Origin of the sequence: Streptosporangium jomthongense (assembly GCF_042650425.1) — a bacterium.
GTDB lineage: Bacteria > Actinomycetota > Actinomycetes > Streptosporangiales > Streptosporangiaceae > Streptosporangium.
On the sequence record NZ_JBHSBC010000022.1, the window covers coordinates 26,888 to 49,610 of the forward strand.

The 22,723-nt window shown below is 69.8% G+C and carries 23 protein-coding genes; 13 read left to right on the plus strand and 10 right to left on the minus strand.

From position 1 onward, the window contains the following. Window position 1 precedes the first annotated feature (1 nt). Together ACFOYY_RS22510 and pdhA are read right to left on the minus strand one after the other, a co-directional pair. Complete coding sequence (locus ACFOYY_RS22510; RefSeq protein WP_352015235.1) at window positions 2-985, minus strand: alpha-ketoacid dehydrogenase subunit beta; 984 nt, start codon at window positions 983-985, stop codon at window positions 2-4. Further along, window positions 982-2,073 carry a pyruvate dehydrogenase (acetyl-transferring) E1 component subunit alpha gene (gene pdhA / locus ACFOYY_RS22515; RefSeq protein ID WP_352015236.1) on the minus strand — a complete coding sequence of 364 codons (1,092 nt, stop codon included), beginning with the start codon at window positions 2,071-2,073 and terminating at the stop codon, window positions 982-984. The genes ACFOYY_RS22510 and pdhA overlap by 4 nt, the downstream gene beginning before the upstream one ends. Window positions 2,074-2,418: 345 nt before the next feature. Between pdhA and purS the strand changes: the two genes are divergently transcribed. The 4 genes from purS to purL all read left to right on the plus strand — a co-directional run bounded on the left by purS (window position 2,419) and on the right by purL (window position 6,927). Then, a complete protein-coding gene (purS, locus tag ACFOYY_RS22520) occupies window positions 2,419-2,664 on the plus strand; it encodes a phosphoribosylformylglycinamidine synthase subunit PurS (protein WP_352015237.1) in 246 nt (81 codons plus the stop codon). A 605-nt stretch (window positions 2,665-3,269) separates the two neighbouring features. Further along, complete coding sequence (locus ACFOYY_RS22525) at window positions 3,270-3,788, plus strand: ATP-binding protein (RefSeq protein ID WP_352015238.1); 519 nt, start codon at window positions 3,270-3,272, stop codon at window positions 3,786-3,788. Between the two features lie 173 nt (window positions 3,789-3,961). After that, a complete protein-coding gene (gene purQ, locus ACFOYY_RS22530) occupies window positions 3,962-4,645 on the plus strand; it encodes a phosphoribosylformylglycinamidine synthase subunit PurQ (protein WP_352015239.1) in 684 nt (227 codons plus the stop codon). Window positions 4,646-4,740: 95 nt separating this feature from the next. Next, window positions 4,741-6,927 carry a phosphoribosylformylglycinamidine synthase subunit PurL gene (gene purL / locus ACFOYY_RS22535; RefSeq protein ID WP_386191981.1) on the plus strand — a complete coding sequence of 729 codons (2,187 nt, stop codon included), beginning with the start codon at window positions 4,741-4,743 and terminating at the stop codon, window positions 6,925-6,927. Between the two features lie 97 nt (window positions 6,928-7,024). Here the strand turns inward: purL and ACFOYY_RS22540 are convergent, their stop codons facing one another. Beyond that, entirely contained in the window at window positions 7,025-7,150 is a 126-nt protein-coding gene (locus tag ACFOYY_RS22540) for a hypothetical protein (RefSeq protein WP_352015240.1), read from the minus strand. Between the two features lie 105 nt (window positions 7,151-7,255). Further along, a complete protein-coding gene (locus ACFOYY_RS22545; RefSeq protein WP_362778139.1) occupies window positions 7,256-7,873 on the minus strand; it encodes a TetR family transcriptional regulator C-terminal domain-containing protein in 618 nt (205 codons plus the stop codon). A gap of 66 nt (window positions 7,874-7,939) precedes the next feature. Here ACFOYY_RS22545 and ACFOYY_RS22550 point away from each other — a divergent pair, with 66 nt between their 5' ends. Beyond that, entirely contained in the window at window positions 7,940-8,308 is a 369-nt protein-coding gene (locus ACFOYY_RS22550; protein WP_386191684.1) for a hypothetical protein, read from the plus strand. After that, on the plus strand, window positions 8,305-8,463 hold the full coding sequence (locus ACFOYY_RS22555; protein WP_352015243.1) for a hypothetical protein: 159 nt from the start codon (window positions 8,305-8,307) through the stop codon (window positions 8,461-8,463). Before ACFOYY_RS22550 ends, ACFOYY_RS22555 begins: the two co-directional genes overlap by 4 nt. Window positions 8,464-8,899: 436 nt before the next feature. Here the strand turns inward: ACFOYY_RS22555 and ACFOYY_RS22560 are convergent, their stop codons facing one another. Then, on the minus strand, window positions 8,900-9,784 hold the full coding sequence (locus tag ACFOYY_RS22560) for a hypothetical protein (RefSeq protein WP_362778146.1): 885 nt from the start codon (window positions 9,782-9,784) through the stop codon (window positions 8,900-8,902). 155 nt (window positions 9,785-9,939) lie between these two features. Next, complete coding sequence (locus ACFOYY_RS22565; protein ID WP_362778480.1) at window positions 9,940-10,608, minus strand: TetR family transcriptional regulator; 669 nt, start codon at window positions 10,606-10,608, stop codon at window positions 9,940-9,942. An 82-nt stretch (window positions 10,609-10,690) separates the two neighbouring features. Between ACFOYY_RS22565 and ACFOYY_RS22570 the strand changes: the two genes are divergently transcribed. Continuing rightward, a complete protein-coding gene (locus ACFOYY_RS22570; protein WP_386191687.1) occupies window positions 10,691-12,130 on the plus strand; it encodes a DHA2 family efflux MFS transporter permease subunit in 1,440 nt (479 codons plus the stop codon). A gap of 62 nt (window positions 12,131-12,192) precedes the next feature. On the opposite strand, the gene ACFOYY_RS22575 is transcribed toward ACFOYY_RS22570, so the two are convergent. Continuing rightward, the gene (locus ACFOYY_RS22575) at window positions 12,193-14,298 is read right to left on the minus strand and encodes a PhoX family protein (RefSeq protein ID WP_352015246.1); all 2,106 of its coding nucleotides are present in this window, start codon (window positions 14,296-14,298) and stop codon (window positions 12,193-12,195) included. A 136-nt stretch (window positions 14,299-14,434) separates the two neighbouring features. On the opposite strand from ACFOYY_RS22575, the gene ACFOYY_RS22580 reads away from it, so the two are divergent. After that, entirely contained in the window at window positions 14,435-14,881 is a 447-nt protein-coding gene (locus tag ACFOYY_RS22580; RefSeq protein ID WP_386191690.1) for a sterol carrier family protein, read from the plus strand. Window positions 14,882-15,140: 259 nt separating this feature from the next. Here ACFOYY_RS22580 and ACFOYY_RS22585 read toward each other — a convergent pair whose 3' ends face one another. Next, complete coding sequence (locus ACFOYY_RS22585; protein ID WP_386191693.1) at window positions 15,141-15,428, minus strand: hypothetical protein; 288 nt, start codon at window positions 15,426-15,428, stop codon at window positions 15,141-15,143. 186 nt (window positions 15,429-15,614) lie between these two features. Between ACFOYY_RS22585 and ACFOYY_RS22590 the strand changes: the two genes are divergently transcribed. From ACFOYY_RS22590 to purM, 3 genes are all read left to right on the plus strand, one after another. Continuing rightward, window positions 15,615-16,187: a hypothetical protein gene (locus tag ACFOYY_RS22590; protein WP_386191696.1), complete on the plus strand. Its 573-nt coding sequence runs from the start codon at window positions 15,615-15,617 to the stop codon at window positions 16,185-16,187. A gap of 644 nt (window positions 16,188-16,831) precedes the next feature. Continuing rightward, the gene (gene purF / locus ACFOYY_RS22595; protein ID WP_352015249.1) at window positions 16,832-18,268 is read left to right on the plus strand and encodes an amidophosphoribosyltransferase; all 1,437 of its coding nucleotides are present in this window, start codon (window positions 16,832-16,834) and stop codon (window positions 18,266-18,268) included. 37 nt (window positions 18,269-18,305) lie between these two features. Then, window positions 18,306-19,331 (plus strand): phosphoribosylformylglycinamidine cyclo-ligase, encoded by a 1,026-nt coding sequence (gene purM, locus ACFOYY_RS22600; RefSeq protein WP_352015250.1) that lies wholly within the window; start codon window positions 18,306-18,308, stop codon window positions 19,329-19,331. A gap of 176 nt (window positions 19,332-19,507) precedes the next feature. Here purM and ACFOYY_RS22605 read toward each other — a convergent pair whose 3' ends face one another. Together ACFOYY_RS22605 and ACFOYY_RS22610 are read right to left on the minus strand one after the other, a co-directional pair. Then, window positions 19,508-19,741, minus strand: coding sequence for a DUF3073 domain-containing protein (locus ACFOYY_RS22605; protein WP_352015251.1), 234 nt, complete (start codon window positions 19,739-19,741; stop codon window positions 19,508-19,510). A gap of 150 nt (window positions 19,742-19,891) precedes the next feature. Continuing rightward, window positions 19,892-20,995 (minus strand): Leu/Phe/Val dehydrogenase, encoded by a 1,104-nt coding sequence (locus ACFOYY_RS22610; RefSeq protein WP_362778160.1) that lies wholly within the window; start codon window positions 20,993-20,995, stop codon window positions 19,892-19,894. 186 nt (window positions 20,996-21,181) lie between these two features. Between ACFOYY_RS22610 and ACFOYY_RS22615 the strand changes: the two genes are divergently transcribed. Both ACFOYY_RS22615 and bldC read left to right on the plus strand, forming a co-directional pair. Next, the gene (locus ACFOYY_RS22615; protein WP_352015253.1) at window positions 21,182-22,039 is read left to right on the plus strand and encodes a hypothetical protein; all 858 of its coding nucleotides are present in this window, start codon (window positions 21,182-21,184) and stop codon (window positions 22,037-22,039) included. Between the two features lie 322 nt (window positions 22,040-22,361). Further along, window positions 22,362-22,565: a developmental transcriptional regulator BldC gene (gene bldC / locus ACFOYY_RS22620; RefSeq protein ID WP_013133571.1), complete on the plus strand. Its 204-nt coding sequence runs from the start codon at window positions 22,362-22,364 to the stop codon at window positions 22,563-22,565. Window positions 22,566-22,723 lie beyond the last annotated feature (158 nt).

Consider the following 22,723-nt stretch of genomic DNA (forward strand, 5'->3'; position numbering starts at 1 on the left):
TCTAGAACGCGAACACGCGGTCGACGGCTTCGAGGACCCGGTCCAGATCCGGGAGGTAGTGGTCCTCCAGCCTTGAGGGCGGGTAGGGGGTCGAGGGCCCGCCGACGCGCAGCACCGGGGCCTCCAGGTTGTAGAAGCACCTCTCGGTGACCCTGGCGGCGATCTCGGCGCCGAACCCGTTGTAGACGGGCGCCTCGTGGACCACGACGCACCGCCCGGTACGGCGCACCGACTCCACGACCCGGTCCACGTCGAGCGGGTTGAGCGAGCGCAGGTCGACCACCTCGACGGACCTGCCGTCCTCCTCGGCCGCCGTCGCGACCTCAAGGCAGGTCTTCACCATCGGGCCGTAGGCCAGCAGTGTCACGTCGCCGCCCTGCCGTACGATCCTGGCCTGGTCGAAGGGGGTCCAGTCGGCGGCGGAGGAGGCGGTGTCCACCTCGGCCTTCTCCCAGTAGCGCCGCTTGGGCTCGAAGAAGACGACCGGGTCGTCGCTCCTGATCGCCTGCTGGATCATGGTGTAGCCGTCGACGGGGTTGGAGCAGGCCACGACCCGCAGGCCACCGGTGTGGGTGAAGTAGGCCTCCGGCGACTCGCTGTGGTGCTCGACCGCGCCGATGCCGCCGCCGCAGGGGATGCGCACCACGACGGGCAGCTTCAGCTTGCCCAGCGAGCGCAGCGGCATCTTGGCGAGCTGGGTGATGATCTGGTCGGCCGCCGGGAAGACGAAACCGTCGAACTGGATCTCGCAGACCGGGCGGTAGCCCCTGAGCGCGAGCCCGATCGCCGTGCCGATGATGCCGGACTCGGCCAGCGGGGTGTCGATGACCCGCTGCTCGCCGAAGTCCTTCTGCAGGCCGTCCGTGACGCGGAAGACACCGCCGAGCTTGCCGACGTCCTCACCCATGATCAGAACCTTGGGGTCGTCCTCCATGGCCTTGCGCATGCCCTCGTTGAGAGCCTTGGCCAGCGTGAGACTCGTCATCCCTCGAACCCCTCCAGGTAGGCGGCGAACTCCGCGCGCTCCTCCTCCATCAGCCGGTGCGGCTCCGCGTACACGTGGTCGAAGATCGCCAGTGGCTCGGGGTCCGGCAGGGCCAGACAACGCCTGCGGACGTCCTTGCCCAGCTCGTCGGCCTCGGCGTCGATCGCGTCGAAGAATTCCTGGTCGGCGATCTCGTTCTTGAACATGTAGGCGCGGACCCGCTCGATCGGGTCCTTGAGCTTCCACGCCTCAAGCTCGCTGGCCACGCGGTAGCGGGTCGGGTCGTCGGAGGTGGTGTGGGCGCCCATCCGGTAGGTGAAGGCCTCGATGAGGGTGGGTCCCTGGCCGGAACGCACGTCGGCCAGGGCCTTGCGGGTGACCGCCAGGCAGGCGAAGACGTCGTTGCCGTCCACCCGGACACCGGGGAAGCCGAAGCCGCTGGCCCTGCGGTACAGCGGGATGCGGGTCTGCTTCTCCAGCGGCTCCGAGATGGCCCACTGGTTGTTCTGGCAGAAGAAGACCACGGGGGCGTTGAAGACCGACGCCCAGATGAACGACTCGTTCACGTCGCCCTGGGAGGTGGCGCCGTCGCCGAAGTAGACCAGCGTCGCGTTCTCCGCGCCGTCGCGCTGCACACCCATGGCGTAGCCGACGGCGTGCAGGGTCTGGCTGCCGATGACGATCGTGTAGAGGTGGAAGTTGTGCTCAGCCGGGTCCCAGCCGCCGTGGTTGACCCCGCGAAACATGCCCAGGAGGTTGACCGGGTCGACCCCCCGGCACCAGGCGACGCCGTGCTCACGGTAGGTGGGGAAGACCATGTCCGTCGCGGCGAGCGCCCGTCCGGAGCCGATCTGCGCGGCCTCCTGGCCGAGCAGGGAGGCCCACAGGCCGAGTTCGCCCTGGCGCTGCAGGGCGACCGCTTCCAGGTCGACGCGGCGCACCAGGACCAGGTCCCGGTAGAGACCGCGGATCTCCTCCGGGGTCAGGTCGATGTCGTAGTCGGGATGCTCGACCCGTTCCCCCTCCGGGGTCAGCAACTGGACGAGCTCCGCAGGTGCTTGCGCACCACGAGGGGCCTCGGCTGTCACGTGCCACTCCTGTGTGCTCAGGGCCTTGGGAGGTGGGTTCACCACCGCTGTCCGGCCGGTTAGCAGCGCATCCGATCCGACTGGTGGTGGTTCGTATGCGTTTGTGGACATCGTGGCAGAGGTCACATACCTGTGCGCAAGACCTGCCCCGACATCCATCTCGCCCCTTGTTCCCGCCGGATCACCTCTCTCACCCTCGCATGGACCGCTCCCTCGGCGCACGGACCGGTTCGTCGTGTGGAACGTGCCCGTCTCGCGGCCACCCGGGCCCCGGGACCAAACGTCCGGCGGAGCCCGTTACTCTTGAGGCGCCTAACCGTCCCCGCAGCGACCAGGAGGAACACCGTGGCGCGCGTCATCGTCGACGTCATGCTGAAGCCCGAGATTCTCGACGCGCAGGGCCAGGCCATCGCCCGCGCGCTGCCGCGGCTCGGCTTCTCCGGCGTCTCCGCGGTACGGCAGGGCAAGCGGTTCGAGGTCGAGATCGACGGCCCCGCCGACGAGGCCGCCCTGGCCGAGGTCAGGAAGATGGCCGAGACCCTGCTGGCCAACACCGTCATCGAGGACTACACGGTCACCGCCGAGGCGTGAGATTTTGCGGCGCCTTCGGCACCGCGGGCAGCGCCTTTTTGCGCCGCCTCGCGGCGGCGCGGGCTTGGGCGCTTCGAGCCAACGCTTTCCCTCGTCGCTCATCCGCTTCGCTCCTTCGCTCCTCAGTCCAAGCGTCGGCGCGCCCAAGCCGGGTTTCTTTGCTCCGCCTGGCGGCGGCGCGGGCAGTGCTTTTTGCGCCGCCTGGCGGCGGCGCGGGCTTGGGCGCTTCGGGTCGGTGCCTTCCCTCGTCTCTCCGTCGCTTCGCTCCTGCGTTCCTCGGTCCAGACACCGACGCGCCCAAGCCGAAACTCCTCGCACACGGCGCCGGTAACCCGTACCTTTTGGCGTCGTGGGTTCGGAGTGGCTGTCATCGGGCGTCGAAGCAGTGACCCTGGACTGCGGCCTACACGGCGAAGATCCACACAGATCCCGGAACGCCCCTTATCTCAGGGGTAGATCCCTTACGCCCAGGTAGATCACTTTCTGGACCTGCCGTAATCCCACAGCTTGACCAACACTAAATAACATTAAGGTTATTTTGCGGTTAGCCCGGATTCCGCGGGGAAACCTTGACAGGGTGACGTCTGGCCCGGGAAGGGGGTCCGGTGGATATCGAGTTCTCGCTGGCTCTGCCGAGAGAGGCCGTCGGCATACCGATGGTCCGCAGAGCCCTTGGCGACTCGCTTCGCTCACTCGGCGTCACCGAAAGCTGCGTGTCCGACATCCTGCTCGCGGTCACCGAGGCGTGCGCCAATGCCGTACGCCACGGGGGCCCCGCCAACCGCTACGAGGTCGAGGTCGCGATCGGCTACGGCCGTTGTGACGTCCAGATCATCGACAGGGGGCAGGGCCTGGCCCGGCTCCCCGAGCACTACCCTCCGGGCGACACGGAGAACGGCCGGGGCATCCTGATCATGCAGGCCGTGGTCGACGAGATCTCCTTCGGCGTCACGCCGGGCCGGGGCACGACCGTGCACCTGCGCAAGCACCTCGACTGGGACGACGACGCCCTCCTGCTGCGCGAGAGCCTCGCGTGCGAGGGCCTCGTGCGCGAGGGGCTCATGTGTGACAACCGCGTGCGCGTCGGGCTGCCCCGCGAGGACCGCGTCCTCGCCGCGGTGTGAGAGACCCCACAGTTTCACCAGGTCACATGACTGAGAAGGCCATGCCGTACGGCCCGGCGACCTGCGCGTGTGACCCGCTTGTCGGGAACGGATAGCCTGGGCGCACCGCCGCAGACCGCTGTCCACCGTGAGAGACGCCGGCGCGGCGCTCGTTTGTGGAGGGGAACGCTGTCATGAGTGCTGCCCGCGTGGGCGTCGTCACTTTTCCCGGGACTCTTGACGATCAGGACGCGGCGCGTGCCGTACGTCACGCGGGCGGCGAGGCCGTTCCGCTGTGGCACGCCGACCCTGATCTCAAGGGAGTGGACGCGGTCTTCCTGCCCGGTGGGTTCTCCTACGGGGACTACCTCCGGTGCGGAGCCATCTCCAGGTTCGCGCCCCTGATGGAGGAGCTGATCCCGGCGGCCAGGGCCGGGCTTCCTGTTCTGGGCACCTGCAACGGCTTCCAGATCCTCTGCGAGGCCCACCTGCTGCCCGGCGCGCTGATGCGCAACGCGGGGCTGCACTACATCTGCCGTGACCAGGGCATCAGGGTCGAGAGCACCGCGACCCCCTGGACCTCCGACTTCGCCGAGGGCCAGGAGATCGTGCTGCCGATCAAGCACGGCGAGGGCCGTTACGTGGCCGACCAGGAGACCCTCGGCGCCCTTGAGGCCAACGGGCAGGTCGTCTTCCGCTACGTCGGGGGCAACCCGAACGGCTCGCTGAACGACATCGCGGGCATCAGGAACGAGGCGGGCAACGTCGTCGGCCTCATGCCGCACCCCGAGCACGCGGTCGAAGACCTCACCGGAGCCCCGAGCACCGACGGCCGGGGCTTCTTCACCTCCATCCTGAAGAAGCTGGTGAACCTGTGAGCGAGCACGAGACCCCGCGCCCCGAGGCGGTTCTGGACACCGTCAAGCGGGCCCAGGACACCCCCGACGAGCGGCAGCCGTACGCCGAACTGGGCATGAAGCTCGACGAGTACGACCGGGTCCGCGAGATCCTCGGCCGCAGGCCGACCAGCTCCGAGCTGGCCATCTACAGCGTCATGTGGAGCGAGCACTGCTCCTACAAGTCCTCCAAGGTGCACCTGCGCCAGTTCGGCACCAAGGCCCCCAAGTCGGAGGCCCTGCTGGTCGGTATGGGGGAGAACGCCGGCGTCGTGGACGTCGGCGACGGCTGGGCGGCCACCTTCAAGATCGAGTCGCACAACCACCCGTCCTACGTCGAACCGCACCAGGGCGCGGCGACCGGTGTCGGCGGCATCGTGCGCGACATCATGTCGATGGGCGCCAGGCCGATCGCGGTCATGGACGCCCTGCGCTTCGGCGGCGCCGACGCCCACGACACGCGGCGGGTGCTGCCCGGCGTGGTCGAGGGCATCAGCCACTACGGCAACTGCCTCGGGCTGCCCAACATCGGCGGCGAGGTCGTCTTCGACCCCTGCTACATCGGCAACCCGCTGGTCAACGCGCTGTGCGTCGGCCTGCTCCGCAAGGACCAGATCAAGCTGGCCACCGCTCCCGGGCCGGGCAACAAGGTCGTGCTCTTCGGCGCGCTGACCGGCCCCGACGGCATCGGCGGCGCCTCCGTCCTGGCCTCGGCCACCTTCGAGGACGAGTCGCAGGCCAAGCGCCCCAGCGTCCAGGTCGGCGACCCGTTCATGGAGAAGCTCCTGATCGAGTGCTGCCTTGAGCTGTACCAGGCGGACGTCGTCGTGGGCATCCAGGACCTCGGCGCGGCCGGTGTCTCGTGCGCGACCACCGAGCTCGCGGCCAAGGGCACCGGCGGCATGGACGTCAAGCTGGACCTCGTCCCGCTGCGCGATCCGTCGCTGCGGCCCGAGGAGATCCTGATGAGCGAGTCGCAGGAACGCATGATGGCGGTCGTCACCCCCGACGACATCGATGCCTTCATGGCGATCTGCGCCAAGTGGGACATCCCGGCGACCGTGATCGGCGAGGTCACCGACGGCGGACGCCTGGTGATGACCTGGCACGGCGAGACCATCGTGGACATCCCGCCGGGCACCGCGGCCGACGAGGGCCCCGTCTACGAGCGGCCCTTCCACGAGCCCGCCGGGCAGGCCGCCCTGAACGCCGACGTCCCCTCCCGCCTGGCCCGCTCCGAGGACCTGCGCGCCGCGCTGCTGCGGCTGCTCGGCTCGCCGAACCTGGCCTCGAAGGAGTGGGTCACCTCCCAGTACGACCGCTACGTCCGGGGCAACACCGTGCTGGCCCAGCCCGCCGACGCCGGGGTGCTGCGCATCAGCGAGGTCATGCCCGGCGCCGAGGAGACGACCAGGGGCATCGCGCTCGCCACGGACGGCAACGGCCGCTACGCCAGGCTCGACCCGTACGCGGGCGCGCAGCTCGCGCTGGCCGAGGCCTACCGCAACGTCGCGGTGACCGGGGCGACCCCGCTCGCGGTGACCAACTGCCTCAACTTCGGCTCCCCCGAGGACCCCGAGGTCATGTGGCAGTTCGCCGAGGCCACCCGGGGTCTCGCCGACGCCTGCAAGGCCCTCGGAGTGCCGGTGACCGGCGGAAACGTCTCCTTCTACAACCAGACGGGCTCCACCGCGATCCACCCGACCCCGGTCGTCGGCGTGCTCGGTGTGATCGACGACGTGGCGAACCGGGTCCGCAGCGGCTTCACCGCCCCCGGCCAGAAGGTTCTGCTGCTCGGCGAGACCGAGGAGGAGTTCGGCGGCTCCGAGTGGGCGCACGTGGTCCACGGTCACCTGGGCGGCCTGCCGCCGAAGGCCGACCTGGAGGCCGAGCGCGCCCTCGCCCTGGTCCTCACCGAGGCCGCCTCACGCGGCCTGCTGACCGGCTCCCACGACCTGTCCGACGGCGGTCTTGCGATCGCCCTGGCCGAGTCGGTCCTCGCCCAGGGGGTCGGCGCGACGGTCACCCTGCCGGACGACGACGCCTTCGTCGCCCTGTTCAGCGAGTCGTCGGCCCGCGCGCTGGTGACGGTCGCCCCGGAGTCGTTCGAGGCCTTCGCCGAGCTGTGCGCCGCCAACGACGTGCCCTGTCAGTGCCTGGGCCTCACCGGCGGTGACGCGCTGGTCGTGGAGAACGTCCTGGAGATCCCGGCCACCGAGCTGCGGGAGACCCACACCTCGACCCTCCCGGCCATCTTCGGCTGATCCATCCCCGTCGGGGGGTACGGCTCGCGGGCCGTGCCCCCCGACGGCGTTTCTCACGGTCCCCCGCGCCCCCGTGGCCGGGGACCCGCCGTGCCGGTCACCGCTCCTGCTCCGGCTCCGGCCTCTCGTGCCTGCCCGGTCTGGTCCGGGTCTCTGCCTGCTGCCTGGTCAGCGACGGTACGAAGTCCTTCTCCTCGACGGGCTTGCCCTCGTGCTTTCCCATGGAGGTTTCCCTTCTCGCGGGGCTCCCGGCATGACGTACTCACCGTGACTGTAACCTCGCTCCTCGTGTCCGGGGAGAGACAATCGGCTCCCCTGTCGGCCACCGTCAGGCGAGGCTGTCCAGGTGCGCCCGCAGAACGTCGAGGCAGAGCTCGGGCGAGAGCAGGTCGGGATACAGGACGGTGTTCAGGCTGAGGCCGTCGAGCAGGGAGCTCAGCCGCTCGATCTCGATGTCGAGGTCCAGGCCGGGCCGCAGGGTCCCGGTGTCGATCGCGCGCCGGAGAACGCGCCGGACGAGGGCCCGCATCCCCGCCGCGGCCTCACGGGCGAGATCGGCGTCGATCGCGGGGTGGGTCCTGGCCGCGGTGACGAAGTCGACGAAGACCGCGGCCTCGGCGCGGCGGGCCTCGTCGAGGGGCAGCAGTTCGGCGAACAGGTTCAGGGAGAGCCGGCGCCGCTGCTCTCCGGTGAGAGCCTCCAGGTCCCCCACCTCGTCGATGCGGCGCAGCAGTCGTCCCTCGACCCGGTCGAGCATGGACCGCATGGCGAAGCCCATCAGCTCCTGCTGGTTGGCGAAGTAGTGCCGCAGGGAGCCGATGTTCAGCCCGGCCTCGTCCGCGACCGCGCGCAGGGAGGCCGCCTGCAGACCGTCCCTGAAGACGACTCTGAACAGCGCGTCCACGACGTCGGCACGACGGGCGACCGGATCGACCTGCTTGGGCACACCTCTTTTTATCACACCTGTGATACCTTCGATTTATCACACCTGTGATAAATCGAAGGAGGAGCCGTGCAAACGGTGCTGACCCTGATGCTCGTCAGATTCGGCCTGATCGTGGGAGGGCTCGTGGTGGTCGCCCTGATCGCGTTCGGCGTCGCCGTCACGCTCAAGCGCCGGGGCAGGGGTGCCCAGGTCCGCCGATACGCCGAGGCCGCCGCCGGCTACCTCGAAACCCGTGCCACCGCACGGCCCGGGCGGGGAGGTTCCCGTGGACGGCTCGCCGGTGAGGCGGTCCGGTTCGCGGCCCGGTACCTGGATGACGGGCAACGCCCCAGGAACGACCGGCCCTTCGAGGACGACCAACGCCTTCGGGATGACCGGCCCTCCGAGGACAGTCGGCGCTTCGGGGACGAGCGGTACGGGAGGGACGACCGGTGAGCGGAGACGGGGGGTCGGAACTGCTCGACCACCTGCTGCACGACTTCATCGTCAAGGGGATCATCGTGGCCGTCGCCCTGGTCGTCCTCGCGGTGGGCATGGTGATCATCTGGCGGATGGCCGGGCGGAGCGGCCCCCGCGACCGCGACCGATGACACGCGAGGCACGGGGGCACTCGCGAGCGTGGGGTCTTCCGGGAGCCGAAGCCTGCCGAGCGCAGAGCGTTTCCGGACACGGGGGTTTCCCAGGCGCGGGGGTTTCCAGGCGCGGGGCTTTCCGGCGTGAAGGTCCAGGCGTGGAGGTTTCTGAGCGTGGAGCCTTTCCAGGCATGAGAGTTCCAGGCGTGAGAGCCGTCCAAGGCGGGAGCCGTCCAAGGCGGGAACGAGAAAGGCCCCTCCCGGAGTGCGGCCGGGGAGGAGCCTTCCTGGTCCTGCGTGGGGCGCGGGTCGCACCCCTTCTGTCCGTGAGTCGCGTGAGGCCGGGTGTCCCGACTCCGTCCTCACGCGACCCACCTGGCCCTGCCATTCGTACGGCGAGGGCCGAGGAAGGGCCATCCGCTACGCGGAGCCCTTCCCGTCGAGCTCTCCTGGATCAGGAGAGGCAGATCACATAGATGGTGCCGCTGGCGTTCTTGCCGGACACGGTCCAGCCGGTCGGGGCGCCGCTGCCGGCGTTGGGAGCGCTCGCGTAGATCTGGGCCGAGCCGCTTCCGCTCCCGAGGCTGTAGCCGCCGCCGGTGGCCTTGCCCGAGTCGCAGGTCACGGTCTTGGAATTGCTGCCATAGCCGCCACCGCCGAAGCTGAACTGGGCGGTGTAGGTGTTCAGGGTACCGGCGCCGCCGGAACCGGGCTCACCCTTCTCGCCCTTCTGGCCCTGGGGACCCTGCGGGCCCGCGGGGCCCTGAGGACCCTGGTCACCCTTCTCACCCTTGGCACCGGGCTTGCCGTCCTCACCGGCCGGGCCCTGCGGACCCTGCTTGCCCTGAGGGCCTGCCGGACCCTGGTCTCCCTTGGGGCCCTGGGCACCGGGCTTGCCGTCCTCGCCCGGCTTGCCGTCCGCGCCGTCCTTGCCATCCTTGCCGGGAGCACCCTGCGGACCCTCAGCGCCCTTGGGGCCCTGCGGACCCGCCGGGCCCTGCTTGCCCGGCAGGCCCTGCTCGCCCTTGGGGCCCTGCGGACCGGCCGGGCCCTGGGCGCCGTCCTTGCCCGGGGCGCCCTGCGCGCCACGAGGGCCGGAGCTGGCGATGCCCTGGCTGACGTTGTTGCCGTCACCCCAGGTCACTCGGATCTCGGTGGGCCTGCACACGGCGGACGGGTTCACGATGCGCGCGTAACGCGTCTTCTTGTTCACACAGGCGTGAATCTCGGAACCGGCCGTCGCTGCGACGGCGCTGCCGCCCACGGTGAGCATGGTTCCGGCCAGCACTCCGACGGCCACGACACTAAGCGTGCGGGCGCCCGGCACCTTGAAAGCCACAGGGCTTCCTCTCTGCTACACCAGTTACTGGTGTGTTGGAAGGGGTCATTTAGGACACGCTTAGACCGTTCCATTCGTTGTCACGCTAATCATCACGTTTTCGCATCACTCCCGCTTCGCCGTACCGAACGCCAGGTCAGGGGTGCGGAGGCATCTCACAACGGGCGTGCCGCACGGCGGGCCGCCATGACCTCGACGCCGCCGATCAGCAGGTCGACCCCGAAGGTGTCGTAGACCTCGGCCGAACAGCCGTCGACGAGCGGGGTGGCCATCTCCACGAGGTGCGGGTAGGACTCGCGGGGCAGCGACTGCAGGCTGAGCCGTTTGATCCGCTTGACCTCGGCCGCCTCGTGGTCCGACGGACGGCGCCGGTCGCGCGCCTCCCCTCCGGCGAGGGCGATCGCGCCCTTCAGGAGGTATCTGGCGACCAGGCAGCTCTCCTCGTAGGTGAACCCGGCCTGGTTGATCAGGCCGAGCGCGGTGTCCCACACCCGCAGGAAGCTCGGCACCTCCATCTGGTCCACCTCCTCAAGCACGGAGGCGGCGCACGTGTGCCGTCGCAGGATGCCGACCAGGTCCGCGACGAGACCGCGCAGCCGCTCGTTCCACGGTCCCGTGGCGTCCTCCTGGGTCGCGAAGCCGCGCATCAGGTGGTCGCCCATGCCGACGGTCAGCTGCTCCTTGTTCTTGAAATGCCAGTACAGGGCCATGGGAGTGACACCCAGGTCCTGGGCGAGCCGCCTGATCGTGACCGCCTGGAGTCCTTCGGCGTCACCGATGCGCAGCGCCTGGTCGATGACGGCGTCCCGGGTCAGTTTTCCCATCACGGTTGACAACTATACGCCGTACAAGCTCAACTATGCGATGTACATGTACAACGTATAAGTACACCGTATAGGAGTTGACGTGACGACTGACCGCCGGTGGTGGGCGTTGGGGGCGATCTCGCTCGGGACGTTCATGACCTACCTCGACAACAACGTGGTGAACGTCGCGCTGCCGACGATCCAGCGGGACCTCGGGCTGAGCCTGTCCGGACTTGAGTGGATCGTCAGCAGCTACATCCTGGTGTTCGCCGGACTGATGCTGGCCGGAGGGCGCCTGGCCGACATCCTCGGCCGACGAAGGATCTTCGTGCTCGGGCTGAGCGTCTTCACCCTGGCCTCCCTCGCCGCCGGGCTGGCCACCACCGGCGGCCTCCTGATCGCCGCCAGGGCGGCCCAGGGCGTCGGCGCCGCCCTGCTGACCCCGACCGCGCTTGCCCTGATCAGGTCGGTCTTCCCCGACGCCAGGGAACGTGCGACCGCCATCGGCCTGTGGAGCTCCGTCGGCGCGCTCGCCCTGGCCCTCGGGCCGTTGACCGGTGGTTTCATCAGTGAGAACTGGCGGTGGGGCTGGATCTACCTGATCAACGTGCCCGTCGGGCTGGTGACCGTCGGCCTGACCCTCTGGGCGATCAGGGACACCCCCGACGTCCGCGTACGGCACAGCCTGGACATCCCCGGCCTGGCCACGTCGAGCCTGGCGATGTTCGCCCTGACCTACGGACTCATCGAGGGCGGCCGGGCCGGTTGGACCTCACCGGAGATCCTCGGCGCGTTCGGACTGGCCGTCGCCTTCGCGATCGCGTTCGTCGTCATCGAGCGCCGGAGCCGGGAGCCGATGATCGACCTGTCGGTGTTCAGGTCACGGGTGGTCAGCGGCGGCATGCTCTCGATCGGGCTGTGGGCGTTCGGCGTGTTCGGGATCTACTTCTTCACCGCGCTCTACCTGCAGAACGCGCTGGGCTTCTCCCCCCTTGAGGCCGGGGCCTCCTTCGTGCCGATGGCCCTGGTGATGGCGGTGTCCGCCGCCCTGTCCGCCCGGATCAGCCAGATGGTCGGCACCGCGCCGACCGTGGCGGCCGGACTCCTCGTGATGGCCGGGGCGATCTTCGGGATCTCCTTCGTCGGCGAGGGAGGCACCTTCGGCGACCTGCTGCCGTGGTTCCTGCTGTACGGCCTCGGCGGCGGCCTGCTCGTCCCGGTCACCACGGTCGTCCTGGGCATGCTCCCCGCGGACCGCGCCGGAATCGCCGCGGGCGTGCTGAACGTCTCCCGGGAGGTCTTCGGCCTGCTCGGAGTCACGATCCTCGGGGCCATCCTGAACGGCAGGCAGACGGCGTTCCTCGCGGACGGCGCGGGCCCGCTGACGGCCTTCCTCGACGCCTACCGGACGACCCTGGTGATCGCGGCGCTCATCGTGCTGGTCGGGGTGCCGGTCAGCCTGTTCTCCCTGCGCCGGTCCCGCTCGGGGCGGGACGGGGACAGGCCCGCGGAGGCCGTACCGGCGATGGCGCAGGGATGAGGAAGTACGGTGCCGCCCGCGACCCCGCCCAGATGGGCGCGGGCGGCACCGGGATCATCGGGTCAGGAGCCGATCTTCCCGCCCCTCCTGTGCCAGGTGACCACCACGGCGGGGCGGGGCTGACTGGTGCCCCCGTCCGGCCAGTGGCTGCTCGGCGCCTCCGGGGTGGCGCCGTTGGTCTCCCCGGGGTGCTGGACGGCCGTGAAGACACTGCGCTGGTCGGGGCTGACCAGGGGGCCACAGGTCTCCGCGCCGACCGGGACGCTCAGGAACTGCTTGAGGTGGCCGCGCTCGGGACCGCGGACCGGCATGACGAACAGGCCGTCGTGGGCGCCGAGCTGGTTGCCGTCGGTGGAGATCCACAGGTTGCCGTCGCCGTCGAAGGCGACGTTGTCCGGGCAGGAGATCGGCGAGACCTTCGTCTTGTCGAACCCGGCGAAGTAGGTCGCCGGGTCGTTCGGGTCACCGCAGACCAGCGGCAGCGACCAGGAGAAGGTCGTGGCGCCCGCGTCGTCGCGCCGCTCCGTGATCTCCAGGATGTGGCCGTGCTTGTTGGCCGGACGCGGGTTGGCCTCGTCCACCTGCGCGGGGGTCCGGTTGGCGTTGTTGGTCAGCGCCACGTAGACGCCACCGGTGACCGGGTTGCGCTCCACGTCCTCGGGACGGTCCATCTTGGTCGCGCCGACCTTGTCCGCCGCGGACCGGGTGTAGACAAGGACCTCCTGGGCCGTCATGCCGGGCACGTGCGAGATGCCGCCGGTCACCAGCGGAATCCACTGCCCGGAGCCGTCGAAGCTTCCGTCTGAGGGCAGCTTGCCGCTGCCGTCGATCTCCTTGGCCGGGCTGTCCCCGGTGAACTTCGCGACGTACAGCGTGCCCTCGTCGAGCAGCGTCCGGTTGTGCCGGTCGAAGCCGGGGATGTAGCGCCTCTTCGAGACGAACTTGTAGACGTACTCGAACCGGGAGTCGTCCCCCATGTAGGCCACGACCCGGCCGTCCCTGGCCAGGGTGGTCGTCGCGCCCTCGTGGGCGAGCCTGCCCAGGGCGGTGCGCTTGATCGGGGTCGAGGTGGGGTCGAACGGGTCGATCTCCACGATCCACCCGAACCTGTTGACCTCGTTGGGGTGCTTGGCCAGGTCGAAACGCTCCTCGACCCGGTCGAACCTGCGGTTGCCCGCCGGGACGCCGGTCGTGGGGCTCACGCCGTACCGGGAGAGGTAGGGCTTCTGGGCCTCGGGGACGCCGTTGCCGTTGACGAAGTACTGGTTGAAGTTCTCCTCGCCGCTCAGCACCGTCCCCCACGGGGTCGTGCCGCCGGCGCAGTTGTTGAGCGTGCCGACCGGGGTGGTGCCCGCCGGGTCGGCCGCGGTCTTCAGCAGGTCGCCGCCCGCGGCGGGACCGGTGAAGCGCATCGGGGTCAGCGCGGTGATCCGGCGGTTGTAGCGGCGGCGTCCCCGGGTGACGAGCCGCCACTGCCCCGTCCCGCCGACCCGCTCGATCTCGACCACCGAGCCGCCGTGCGCGGCCAGCGCGATCCTGATCTGCTCCTCGGTCGCGGCGTCACCGTTGGTGTAACCGCGGAACATCAGGTTCTCGTCGGTGTACTCGTGGTTGACCCAGAGCAGGCCACGGTGGCCGCCCAGCGGGAAGAAGGTGACGAAGTCGTTGTTGTAGCCGAACTGCTTGGCCTGCGCGTCCGCGCTCTGGTTCTCGAAGTCGAAGGCGGGCGCGTCGGGCAGCACCGGGTCACCCCAGCGCACCACCGGCGCCGTCTCGTAGCCCTCGGGAACCGTCACCCTGTCGTCGGTGTTCGGCGGGACCGCGGTGAAGGTGAGCCTGCCGCCACCGTGACCCCCGTGGCCTCCCGGGCCGCCGTGGCCGGGACCGAAGGCCTGCGCCGCGTCGTCGGGGCCGGGAGCGGCCAGGGCCGGGGCCGCGCCCGTCGCGACGGCGCCGATCGCGAGCGCGCCGAGGGTGCCCGCGCGCAGCACCCCGCGGCGGGAGACGACCTCGGCGACCACGTCACCGAAGTAGGTGTTCTCGCTGGTGTTCTGGACGTCGTGAGCGCACTGGTTGCCGCAGCGGAACCAGCAGGTCAGCGCGCTGCGTCCACCCCCGTGAGGGTTGGCCAGCAGGGGGAGCGCTCTGCGCGGTGACACGTTCGCCACGGGGGCCTCCAAGGTTGTGGTGCGACCGGTTCGGCTGGACGTTACGAGGGCCGGGGGAATCCGGAGTGAACGACGTCTGCCCACCCGGTGAAGCGTGTGTCGCGATCCCCACCCCGAGCCGGGGGATGATGGGAACGTGCCTCCTCACAAGCCGGATCCCGCCAAGGTCCACGCCGCCCTCGACGCCCAGCTCGTCGCGCTCGGCGAGCCCGCCTACGACGGCGGGGAGACGACCGCCGAGTTGCTGCGGGCCTGCATCGCCGTGGTGCTGCGGGCCTACGACCTGGGCCTGCGCCCCGAGCGGGAGGCCGCCCGCTTCGCCGTACGGCACCTGCTCGACCGGCTGGCCACGGCGGCTCCGGGACGGACCGTCGAGGTGCGGGTCCCGCCGTACGCCGCGGTGCAGTGCGTCGAGGGGCCCCGGCACACCCGGGGCACCCCGCCGAACGTGATCGAGACCGACGCGCTCACCTGGCTCGAACTGGCCACCGGGCGGCTGACCTGGGAGCGGGCCGAGGAGGAGGGCAGGGTCACGGCGAGTGGAAGCCGGGCAGACCTCTCCGCCCACCTGCCCGTCGCCTAGACACCACCTGAAGGCCTCGCCCGCCACACCGTAGAACCACCCCGAGCACGGCGTGCGGCTGACCGAGGTCGTCTCCTTCTCGTCGCTCGCCACGCCGTAGGACCACCCGGAGCCCCTCACGACCGCCCCCGCGCCCACCCACCACCGCAGGCCGCCACTACGGTCGGCCACCGTGGGCCACAGTGGGGCCATCGCGGGGCCGCTACGAGAGTCATCATGAGCCACGATGGGACCGCTGTGGAGCCGCTGCGGCCATCGCCTACGACCGCCACTGTGGCGCGCTCTGGACCTGTACGCCCAGCCGCTCCTCGACACAGCGCTGCTGCAGGCCGGGCGGCAGGTCCATGCAGTCACCGACCGTGCTGTAGAACCACGTCAGGAACACCACAGCGATGATCAGCGCCAACACGCTCAGCACGATGCCCCCGACGGCGCGTCCCCGGTTGGAGTCCTTCACGAAGGCGACGATGCCGATGACCAGTCCGGCGATGGCCGTCAGCACGCCGAGGCCGCACACCACGAGCAGGAAGATGCTCGCGATGCCCAAAACGAGCGACGCCGTGCCGAGCCCGCCGCCCTGCGGCTTCTGGTAGGGGCTCTGGTAACCCCCCTGGTACGGCGGCGCCCCCGGATAACCCGGTCCCCCCGGCGTGAGCGGCGGCTGGTAGGGCTGCTCCTGCCCGTACGGCCCTTCCTGCCCGGCTCCCGGGCGTTCCTGTCCGTACGGTCTCTCTTGTCCGGCTCCCGGGTACTCCTGTCCGTACGGCCCTTCCCCGCCTACCGGGCGTTCCTGGCCGTACGACCCTCCCTGGCCGGTCCCCGGGTGCTGGCTGTACGGCCCTTCCTGACCGGCTCCTGGATACTCCTGGCCGTATCGCCCCTCCTGCCCGCTTCCCGGATGTCGGCCGTACGGCCCCTCCTGTCCGGCTCCCAGGCCCCCCGAGCCGTACGGTCGCTCCTGCCCGCCTCCTGGACGATCCTGTCCGGACGTCCCTTCCTGTCCGGCTCCCGGGTACCCCTGTCCGTACGGCCCCGCCTGACCGCTTTCCCGGGGTTCCTCGCCGTACGGTCCCTCCTGGCCTCCCCGGTGGCCGGCGGCCTGCTGGCCGTACGGCGATGCCCCTCCGCTCGCTCCGCCGTACGGAGCGCCCTGGCCCTGGGCGCCCTGACCTCCGTAGGGACTGGCGCCGGGGATGCCTCCGTACCGGCCGGGCTCGGGATACTGGAACACCTCGGTGGCGTCCGGGCCCCTGTCCGGGCCCCTGTCCGAGCCTCTCTCTGGGCCTCTCTCTGGGCCCCTGTCTGAGCCGGGGTCGGTCTGGAGGGGTTCCGGGACCTCGGGAGCGGTCGGCAGGTCGGGATGACGCGGTGTCACCGGTTCGTCCGGCGTGGAGATCGGCTCCCCCGGCGGCCTCTCCCATCGCCCCGGCGCCCCGGGTTCCGGCGCCCCCGGCACTCCAGGACCGGGCACTCCCGGCGTTCCCGGGCTCGGCACTCCAGGATCGGGTCCCGGCGTTCCCGGGCTCGGCACTCCAGGACCGGGCAGCCCCGGTTCCGGGGCTCCCGGCTCCCGGGGCACCGGCCCGCGCGGTTCTGGAGACCACGGCTCCGGCTCCTCGGGAATCGGCCGCCTGGGCTCGGGAGAACGCGGCTCCGGTTCCTCCTCTCCCGGGGCCGTCGGGTGCTCCCGGCCCGACGCCTCCTCGGGCTCCCCGTCTGGCCACCGGTCCCGCTGTTCCCGCCGCGGATCAGGCTGGTTCGGGTCCTCAGGTGTTGTCACGTCCACTCTCCCGACGTGTAGGGATGCCGGATACCCCACACTCCCCCGGCTCTTTGCCGTGAAACAGGCCGACACGGCAAAACACTGACGATTGTTCGGCAACGGTGCGGCAGACGGCGGAGAAGGCCCCCGGGTTCGAGCAACGAGGAAGCCGACCTAGACTGAAGCATGTGCTGAAGGGCGACGGCCAGCTGAGCCATGACCTTGACCCCCGTGACCGGCCTCCGAAAGACGCGTGCGGCGTCTTCGGCGTCTGGGCACCCGGGGAGGAAGTCTCCAAACTCACCTACTACGGGCTGTACGCGCTGCAGCACCGCGGGCAGGAGTCCGCGGGCATCGCGGTCAGTGAGGGAAGCCGCATCCTCGTCTACAAGGACATGGGCCTTGTCGCCCAGGTCTTCGACGAGTCGATCCTCGGCACCCTCCGCGGCCACCTGGCGATCGGGCACTGCCGCTACTCGACCACCGGGTCGAGCGTCTGGGAGAACGCCCAGCCGACGCTGAGCTCGACCGAGGAGGGCGGCCTCGCACTCGCCCACAACGGAAACCTGATCAACACCCCCGAGCTCTCCCAGCGGCTCGCCCCCGGCTCGACCAGGGCGACGACCGACACCGAGGTGCTCGCCTCACTGCTCGCCCAGGACCGCAGCCAGCCCATCGAGGACGCCGCCGCGGAACTGTTCCCGCAGGTCAAGGGGGCGTACTCGCTCGTCTTCATGGACGAGCGCACCCTCTACGCCGCCCGTGACCCGCAGGGCATCCGCCCGCTGGTGCTCGGCCGTCTCGAACGCGGCTGGGTCGTCGCCTCGGAGACCGCCGCGCTGGACATCGTGGGCGCGACCTTCGTCCGCGAGATCGAGCCGGGCGAGCTGATCACCATCGACGAGCGGGGTGTGCGCTCGCGCAAGTTCGCGCTCCCCGAGCCCAAGGGCTGCCTGTTCGAGTACGTCTACCTGGCCCGTCCCGACACCACGATCGCCGGGCGCAGCGTGCAGAGCACCCGCGTCGAGGTCGGCCGGGTGCTGGCCCGTGAGCACCCCGTCGAGGCCGACCTGGTCATCCCGACGCCCGAGTCCGGCACCCCCGCCGCCGTCGGCTACGCCGAGGCGAGCGGCATCCCGTACGGCCAGGGCCTGGTCAAGAACTCCTACGTCGGTCGCACGTTCATCCAGCCGTCCCAGACGATCCGCCAGCTCGGCATCCGGCTGAAGCTCAACCCGCTGAAGGAGGTCGTCGCGGGCAAGCGCCTGGTCGTCGTCGACGACTCCATCGTGCGCGGCAACACCCAGCGGGCGATCGTCAAGATGCTGCGCGAGGCGGGGGCCAGGGAGGTCCACGTCCGCATCTCCTCCCCGCCGGTCGCCTGGCCGTGCTTCTACGGCATCGACTTCGCGACGCGGGCCGAGCTGATCGCCGGTTCGCTCAGCGTCGAGGAGATCCGTGCCTCCCTGGGCGCCGACTCCCTCGGTTACATCTCGATCGAGGGGCTGACCGAGGCGACCACGATCCCCGCTGAACGGCTCTGCCGGGCCTGTTTCGACGGCGTCTATCCCATCGCCATCGACCAGGACAACGTCGGCAAGTACGTCCTGGAAGCCAAGCTGTGATCCTGTCTGTGATCCCGCAGAACACCTCGGAGACCGCATGACCAGTTACGCCGCCGCCGGTGTGGACATCGACGCGGGCGAACGCGCCGTCGAGCTGATGAAGGCGAAGGTCGCGCGGGCGCGACGGCCCGAGGTGGTCGACGACGCCAGCGGCTTCGCCGGTCTGTTCGACGCCTCGGCGCTGCTCGGTTACCGGCGTCCGCTGCTGACCACCTCGACCGACGGGGTCGGCACCAAGGTCATGTTGGCCCAGCGCCTCGGCAAGCACGACACGATCGGCATCGACCTGGTCGGCATGGTCGTGGACGACCTGGTGGTCTGCGGTGCGGAGCCGCTCTTCATGACCGACTACATCGCCTGCGGCAAGGTCGTCCCCGAGCGGATCGCCGAGATCGTCGGCGGTGTCGCGGAGGGTTGCCGCCTGGCGGGCTGTGCCCTCGTCGGCGGTGAGACGGCCGAGCACCCGGGCGCCATGGGCGCCGACGAGTACGACCTGGCGGGCGCGGCGACCGGTGTGGTCGAGGGCGACGAACTGCTCGGCCGTGACCGGGTCCGCGAGGGTGACGTGGTGCTGGCGCTGGCCTCCTCCGGCGTGCACTCCAACGGCTACTCCCTGGTACGGCACGTCATCGCGCAGGCCGGTCTTTCGCTCGACGACCAGTTCGCCGAGCTCGGCCGCACGCTCGGTGAGGAACTGCTGGAGCCGACCAGGATCTACGCCCTGGACTGCCTTGAGCTGACCCGTGCGACGGAGGTCCACGCCTACGCGCACATCACCGGCGGCGGCCTTGAGGGCAACCTGTCCCGTTCCCTGCCGCCGACGCTCGACGCCCTGCTCGACCGCTCCTCCTGGACCCCGCCCGCGGTCTTCGGGCTGCTCGCCGGGCACGGGAAGATCGCGCAGGCCGACATGGACCGCACCTTCAACCTCGGGGTCGGCATGGCCGCGATCGTCGCGCCGGAGGCCGTCGATCCGGCCCTGGCGCTGCTCAAGGCGCGCGGCCTGCCCGCCTGGGTGCTCGGCGAGGTCGTCCCCGGCACGGGTGTCGCGCGTTACCGCTAGCCGTGTACGGCGAGCCCCGGGTGGATGGCCGCCCGGGGCGCGTCCGGAACGCCTCCGTGAAAACGCCGAACAGCGCTCCGGGAGCCGGAGCGCTGTCGGGAAAAGACGCAGGGAGAGAACACCCGGTGGTCTTTCGGCCTCCGGGTGTCTCTCACTCGTATTCGAAGTGAAGCCGCCTAACGCCGGCCGGACGTCCCGTCTTCACGGTCGTCTCCGGAGCCGTAGTCATCGGCGTAATCGGCGTACCGCTCAGCCAGTTCGTCATAGGAGTCGTTGGCGTCGTCATTGTGGTTGGAGTCGTCTCTGACTCCGAGCTCGTCGCGAAGACGCTCAAGATCAGTGCCACCGCTGTTGTACTTCAGCTGGCGAGCAACCTTGACCTGCTTGGCCTTTGCTCGGCCGCGCCCCATTGGCTCGACCCCCTCGTGTGGGGTCGTGCCCGACCCCTCGTCGCTAACGCACCACGCACTGACGCCACCTGACTTGAGGCGTCAGCTCTCGTTCGACTACAACCGTACCCGTTTTACGCCCGGCTCGGTACGCCGTATGGGCGTGATGGGCTAGCGGCCCAGCCAAATGCCCCTAATTCGCCCGACTTCCGACATTCTGCGCTCCGCTAGCCTATCGGCTGCGACCGCCGGAGGGACGCCATCCTCGTCCGCCGTCACGAAGATCTTGAGAGTCGTGTCGAAGATCTGGGTGGCCTTTGCCTTCGCGCGGCCCATGTCGAACCCGTGGATCTCGTCGGCCACCTGGATGACGCCGCCGGAGTTGACCACGTAGTCGGGCGCGTAGAGGATGCCGCGGTCGGCGAGCTCCTTCTCCACCCCCGGGTGCGCGAGCTGGTTGTTCGCCCCGCCGCACACGATCTTGGCTCGCAGCCTGGCCACCGTCTCGTCGTCGAGTGCCCCGCCCAGGGCGCACGGCGCGTAGACGTCGATGTCCGCACCGGTCAGCGCGACCTGGTCGGCGACCACCTCGACCTGCGGGTGCCTGGCGCGGACCCGCTCGACGGCCCGCTCGCTGACGTCGCAGACCACGACCTCGGCCCCGGCCTCGACGAGGTGGTCGACCAGGCGGTGGCCGACCTTGCCGACGCCCTCGACACCGACCCTCCTGCCGCGCAGTTCCGACGTGCCGTGGACGTGCTCGACGGCGGCCCGCATGCCCTGGAACACGCCGTAGGCGGTCAGGATCGAGGAGTCGCCCGCCCCGCCGTTGGCCAGTGTGCGGCCGGTCACGTAGGAGCTCTCGCGGGCCACGAGGTCCATGTCCTCGCTGTAGGTGCCGACGTCGCAGGCCGTGAAGTAACGGCCGCCGAGGGACTGCACGAACCTGCCGTAGGCACGCAGCATGGCCTCGTTCTTGTCGACGGCGGGGTCTCCGATGATGACGGCCTTGCCGCCGCCGAGGTCGAGACCGGCCAGGGCGTTCTTGTAGGCCATCGCCCGGGAGAGGTTGAGCACGTCGGTCAGGGCCGCCTGCTCGCTGTCGTAGGGGTAGAACCTGGTGCCGCCCAGGGCGGGGCCGAGGGCGGTGTTGTGGATGGCGATGATGGCTCGCAGGCCGCTGCGCTCGTCGGAGCAGAACACGACCTGCTCGTGCCTGGCCTGGCTGTTCGCTGGGCTGGTGTCCTTGTGGGACAGCCCGAAGACGTCGGTCACGGTGGTGGCTCCCGGTCGTCCGTCCGCCGCTCCGTTGCGGCGGAGATCACCCTCAGCGTAGCCAGAACCATGTAACGAGCCGCGATCGCGCCCCCTGGGTCTCACCAGCCGAGACACCGTGGACGACGGAACTCCTCACGACGGCGGCACCGGACAACGGCCCGCCCTTCGTGACACGATGCGGACGTGCTGCCCTATGCCGCGTACCTCCGTGTCTACGAACCGCTGACCGCGTTCGCCCCGCCGGAACGCTCATCCTGGGCCGCCTACGCCGAGGCCACCGACCGGCCTCGCCGCGCGGGCGCGCTCCACGCCGAGCACGGCGAGGCCGTACGGCGTCTCCTGGGGGTGCCCCCGTCCCCCGCTCCCGCCCAGGAGAGCCCCAACGCCTACCTCAGGCGTGTCGAGGACGTCCTCTACGTCTGCCCGTGGCAGAGCCGGCTGAGATCGTGGCTGGCCTTCTCCCGCTTCCGTGGCTCGACCCCCGTGAGGCTGATGGAGCGGTTCGTACCGATCTCCGTCGCCGAGCAGACGGCCGACGACTTCGACAAGTTCAAGCGCCGTGGCGGGGCCGCCGCGTTGCGCACCCATATCCGTACCTCGACCTGGCACGTTCCCACGTCGTGGTTCGTCCCCTTCGACGGCAACGAGCGCTGGCTCGTGCTCGAAGGAGAGGGAGACCCCGAGGGCACGACCACCACGAGGAACCTCATCTACGTGACGTCCATGGCCCATGCCAGACGGCGCTGCGCCCGCGCCCTGCAGATCATCCGCAGGCAGGTCGGCGAGGTCGCGGTCGCCGCCGAGGTCGAGGAGATCGCCCGCTGGCTTGAGGAGTTCCACCCGCACTCGCTCGTGGAACTCGACTACGGCGGCATCGTCCACCTGATGGGCGACGACAAGCTCCAGGCCGACCAGTCGGTCGCGGAGATCGCCGCCGCGCTGACAGGTCTGGAGAACGGCGAGGAAGAGTTGGCCTACGCCATGTACCAGCGCGTGATCCTCCGCTGGAGATCAATACAACTTCTCGAATCAGCAAACTGAGTCGCAAATCATCCCTCTGACCTGCATAAGTAGGTTCGTCGATGACCGGTGACACGTCTACGAACTGAGTAGTTTGCCGTTTTCACTGCGATACCACGAAACGTGTCGCTAGAATCACCGAGCGTGACAACAACAGGTGCACAAGAGAGATGAGCCACTCAAAGGCTCGCCAATCGCTCTACGTGGCTGTATGGTCACATCGGGTGATGCCGCATATGGCCCGAACAGCCGCACGCAAGGGGCCATAGGGGGACAACATCCGTGACAAGCGTCAAGTCGCAGGATCGCTGTCGCCGGTCCACATGGAGGAGAGGCCGCACAAATGTCAGCTCGTACACCCGAGGCAGAGCCGCTGCTCACCCCGGCGGAGGTCGCAACCATGTTCCGGGTCGATCCCAAGACCGTCACCCGGTGGGCGAAGGCCGGGAAGCTAACGTCCATTCGCACACTCGGCGGACACCGCCGCTACCGGGAAACCGAGGTTCGCGCGCTGCTGGCGGGGATTCCGCAACAGCGCTCGGAGTAAGACGGGGGCCGTCACGGACCTAGGGGGGATCCAGCGCGCGCTCACGTCGGATTCGTGAGCGCGTGAGGCCAAACGGGTTATGTGGGATGCGGCGTCGCCCGCCCGGCGCCGCCCCACATCGTCCCGTACGGCCACGCGGCCCCGAAGCCTGGTCCCAC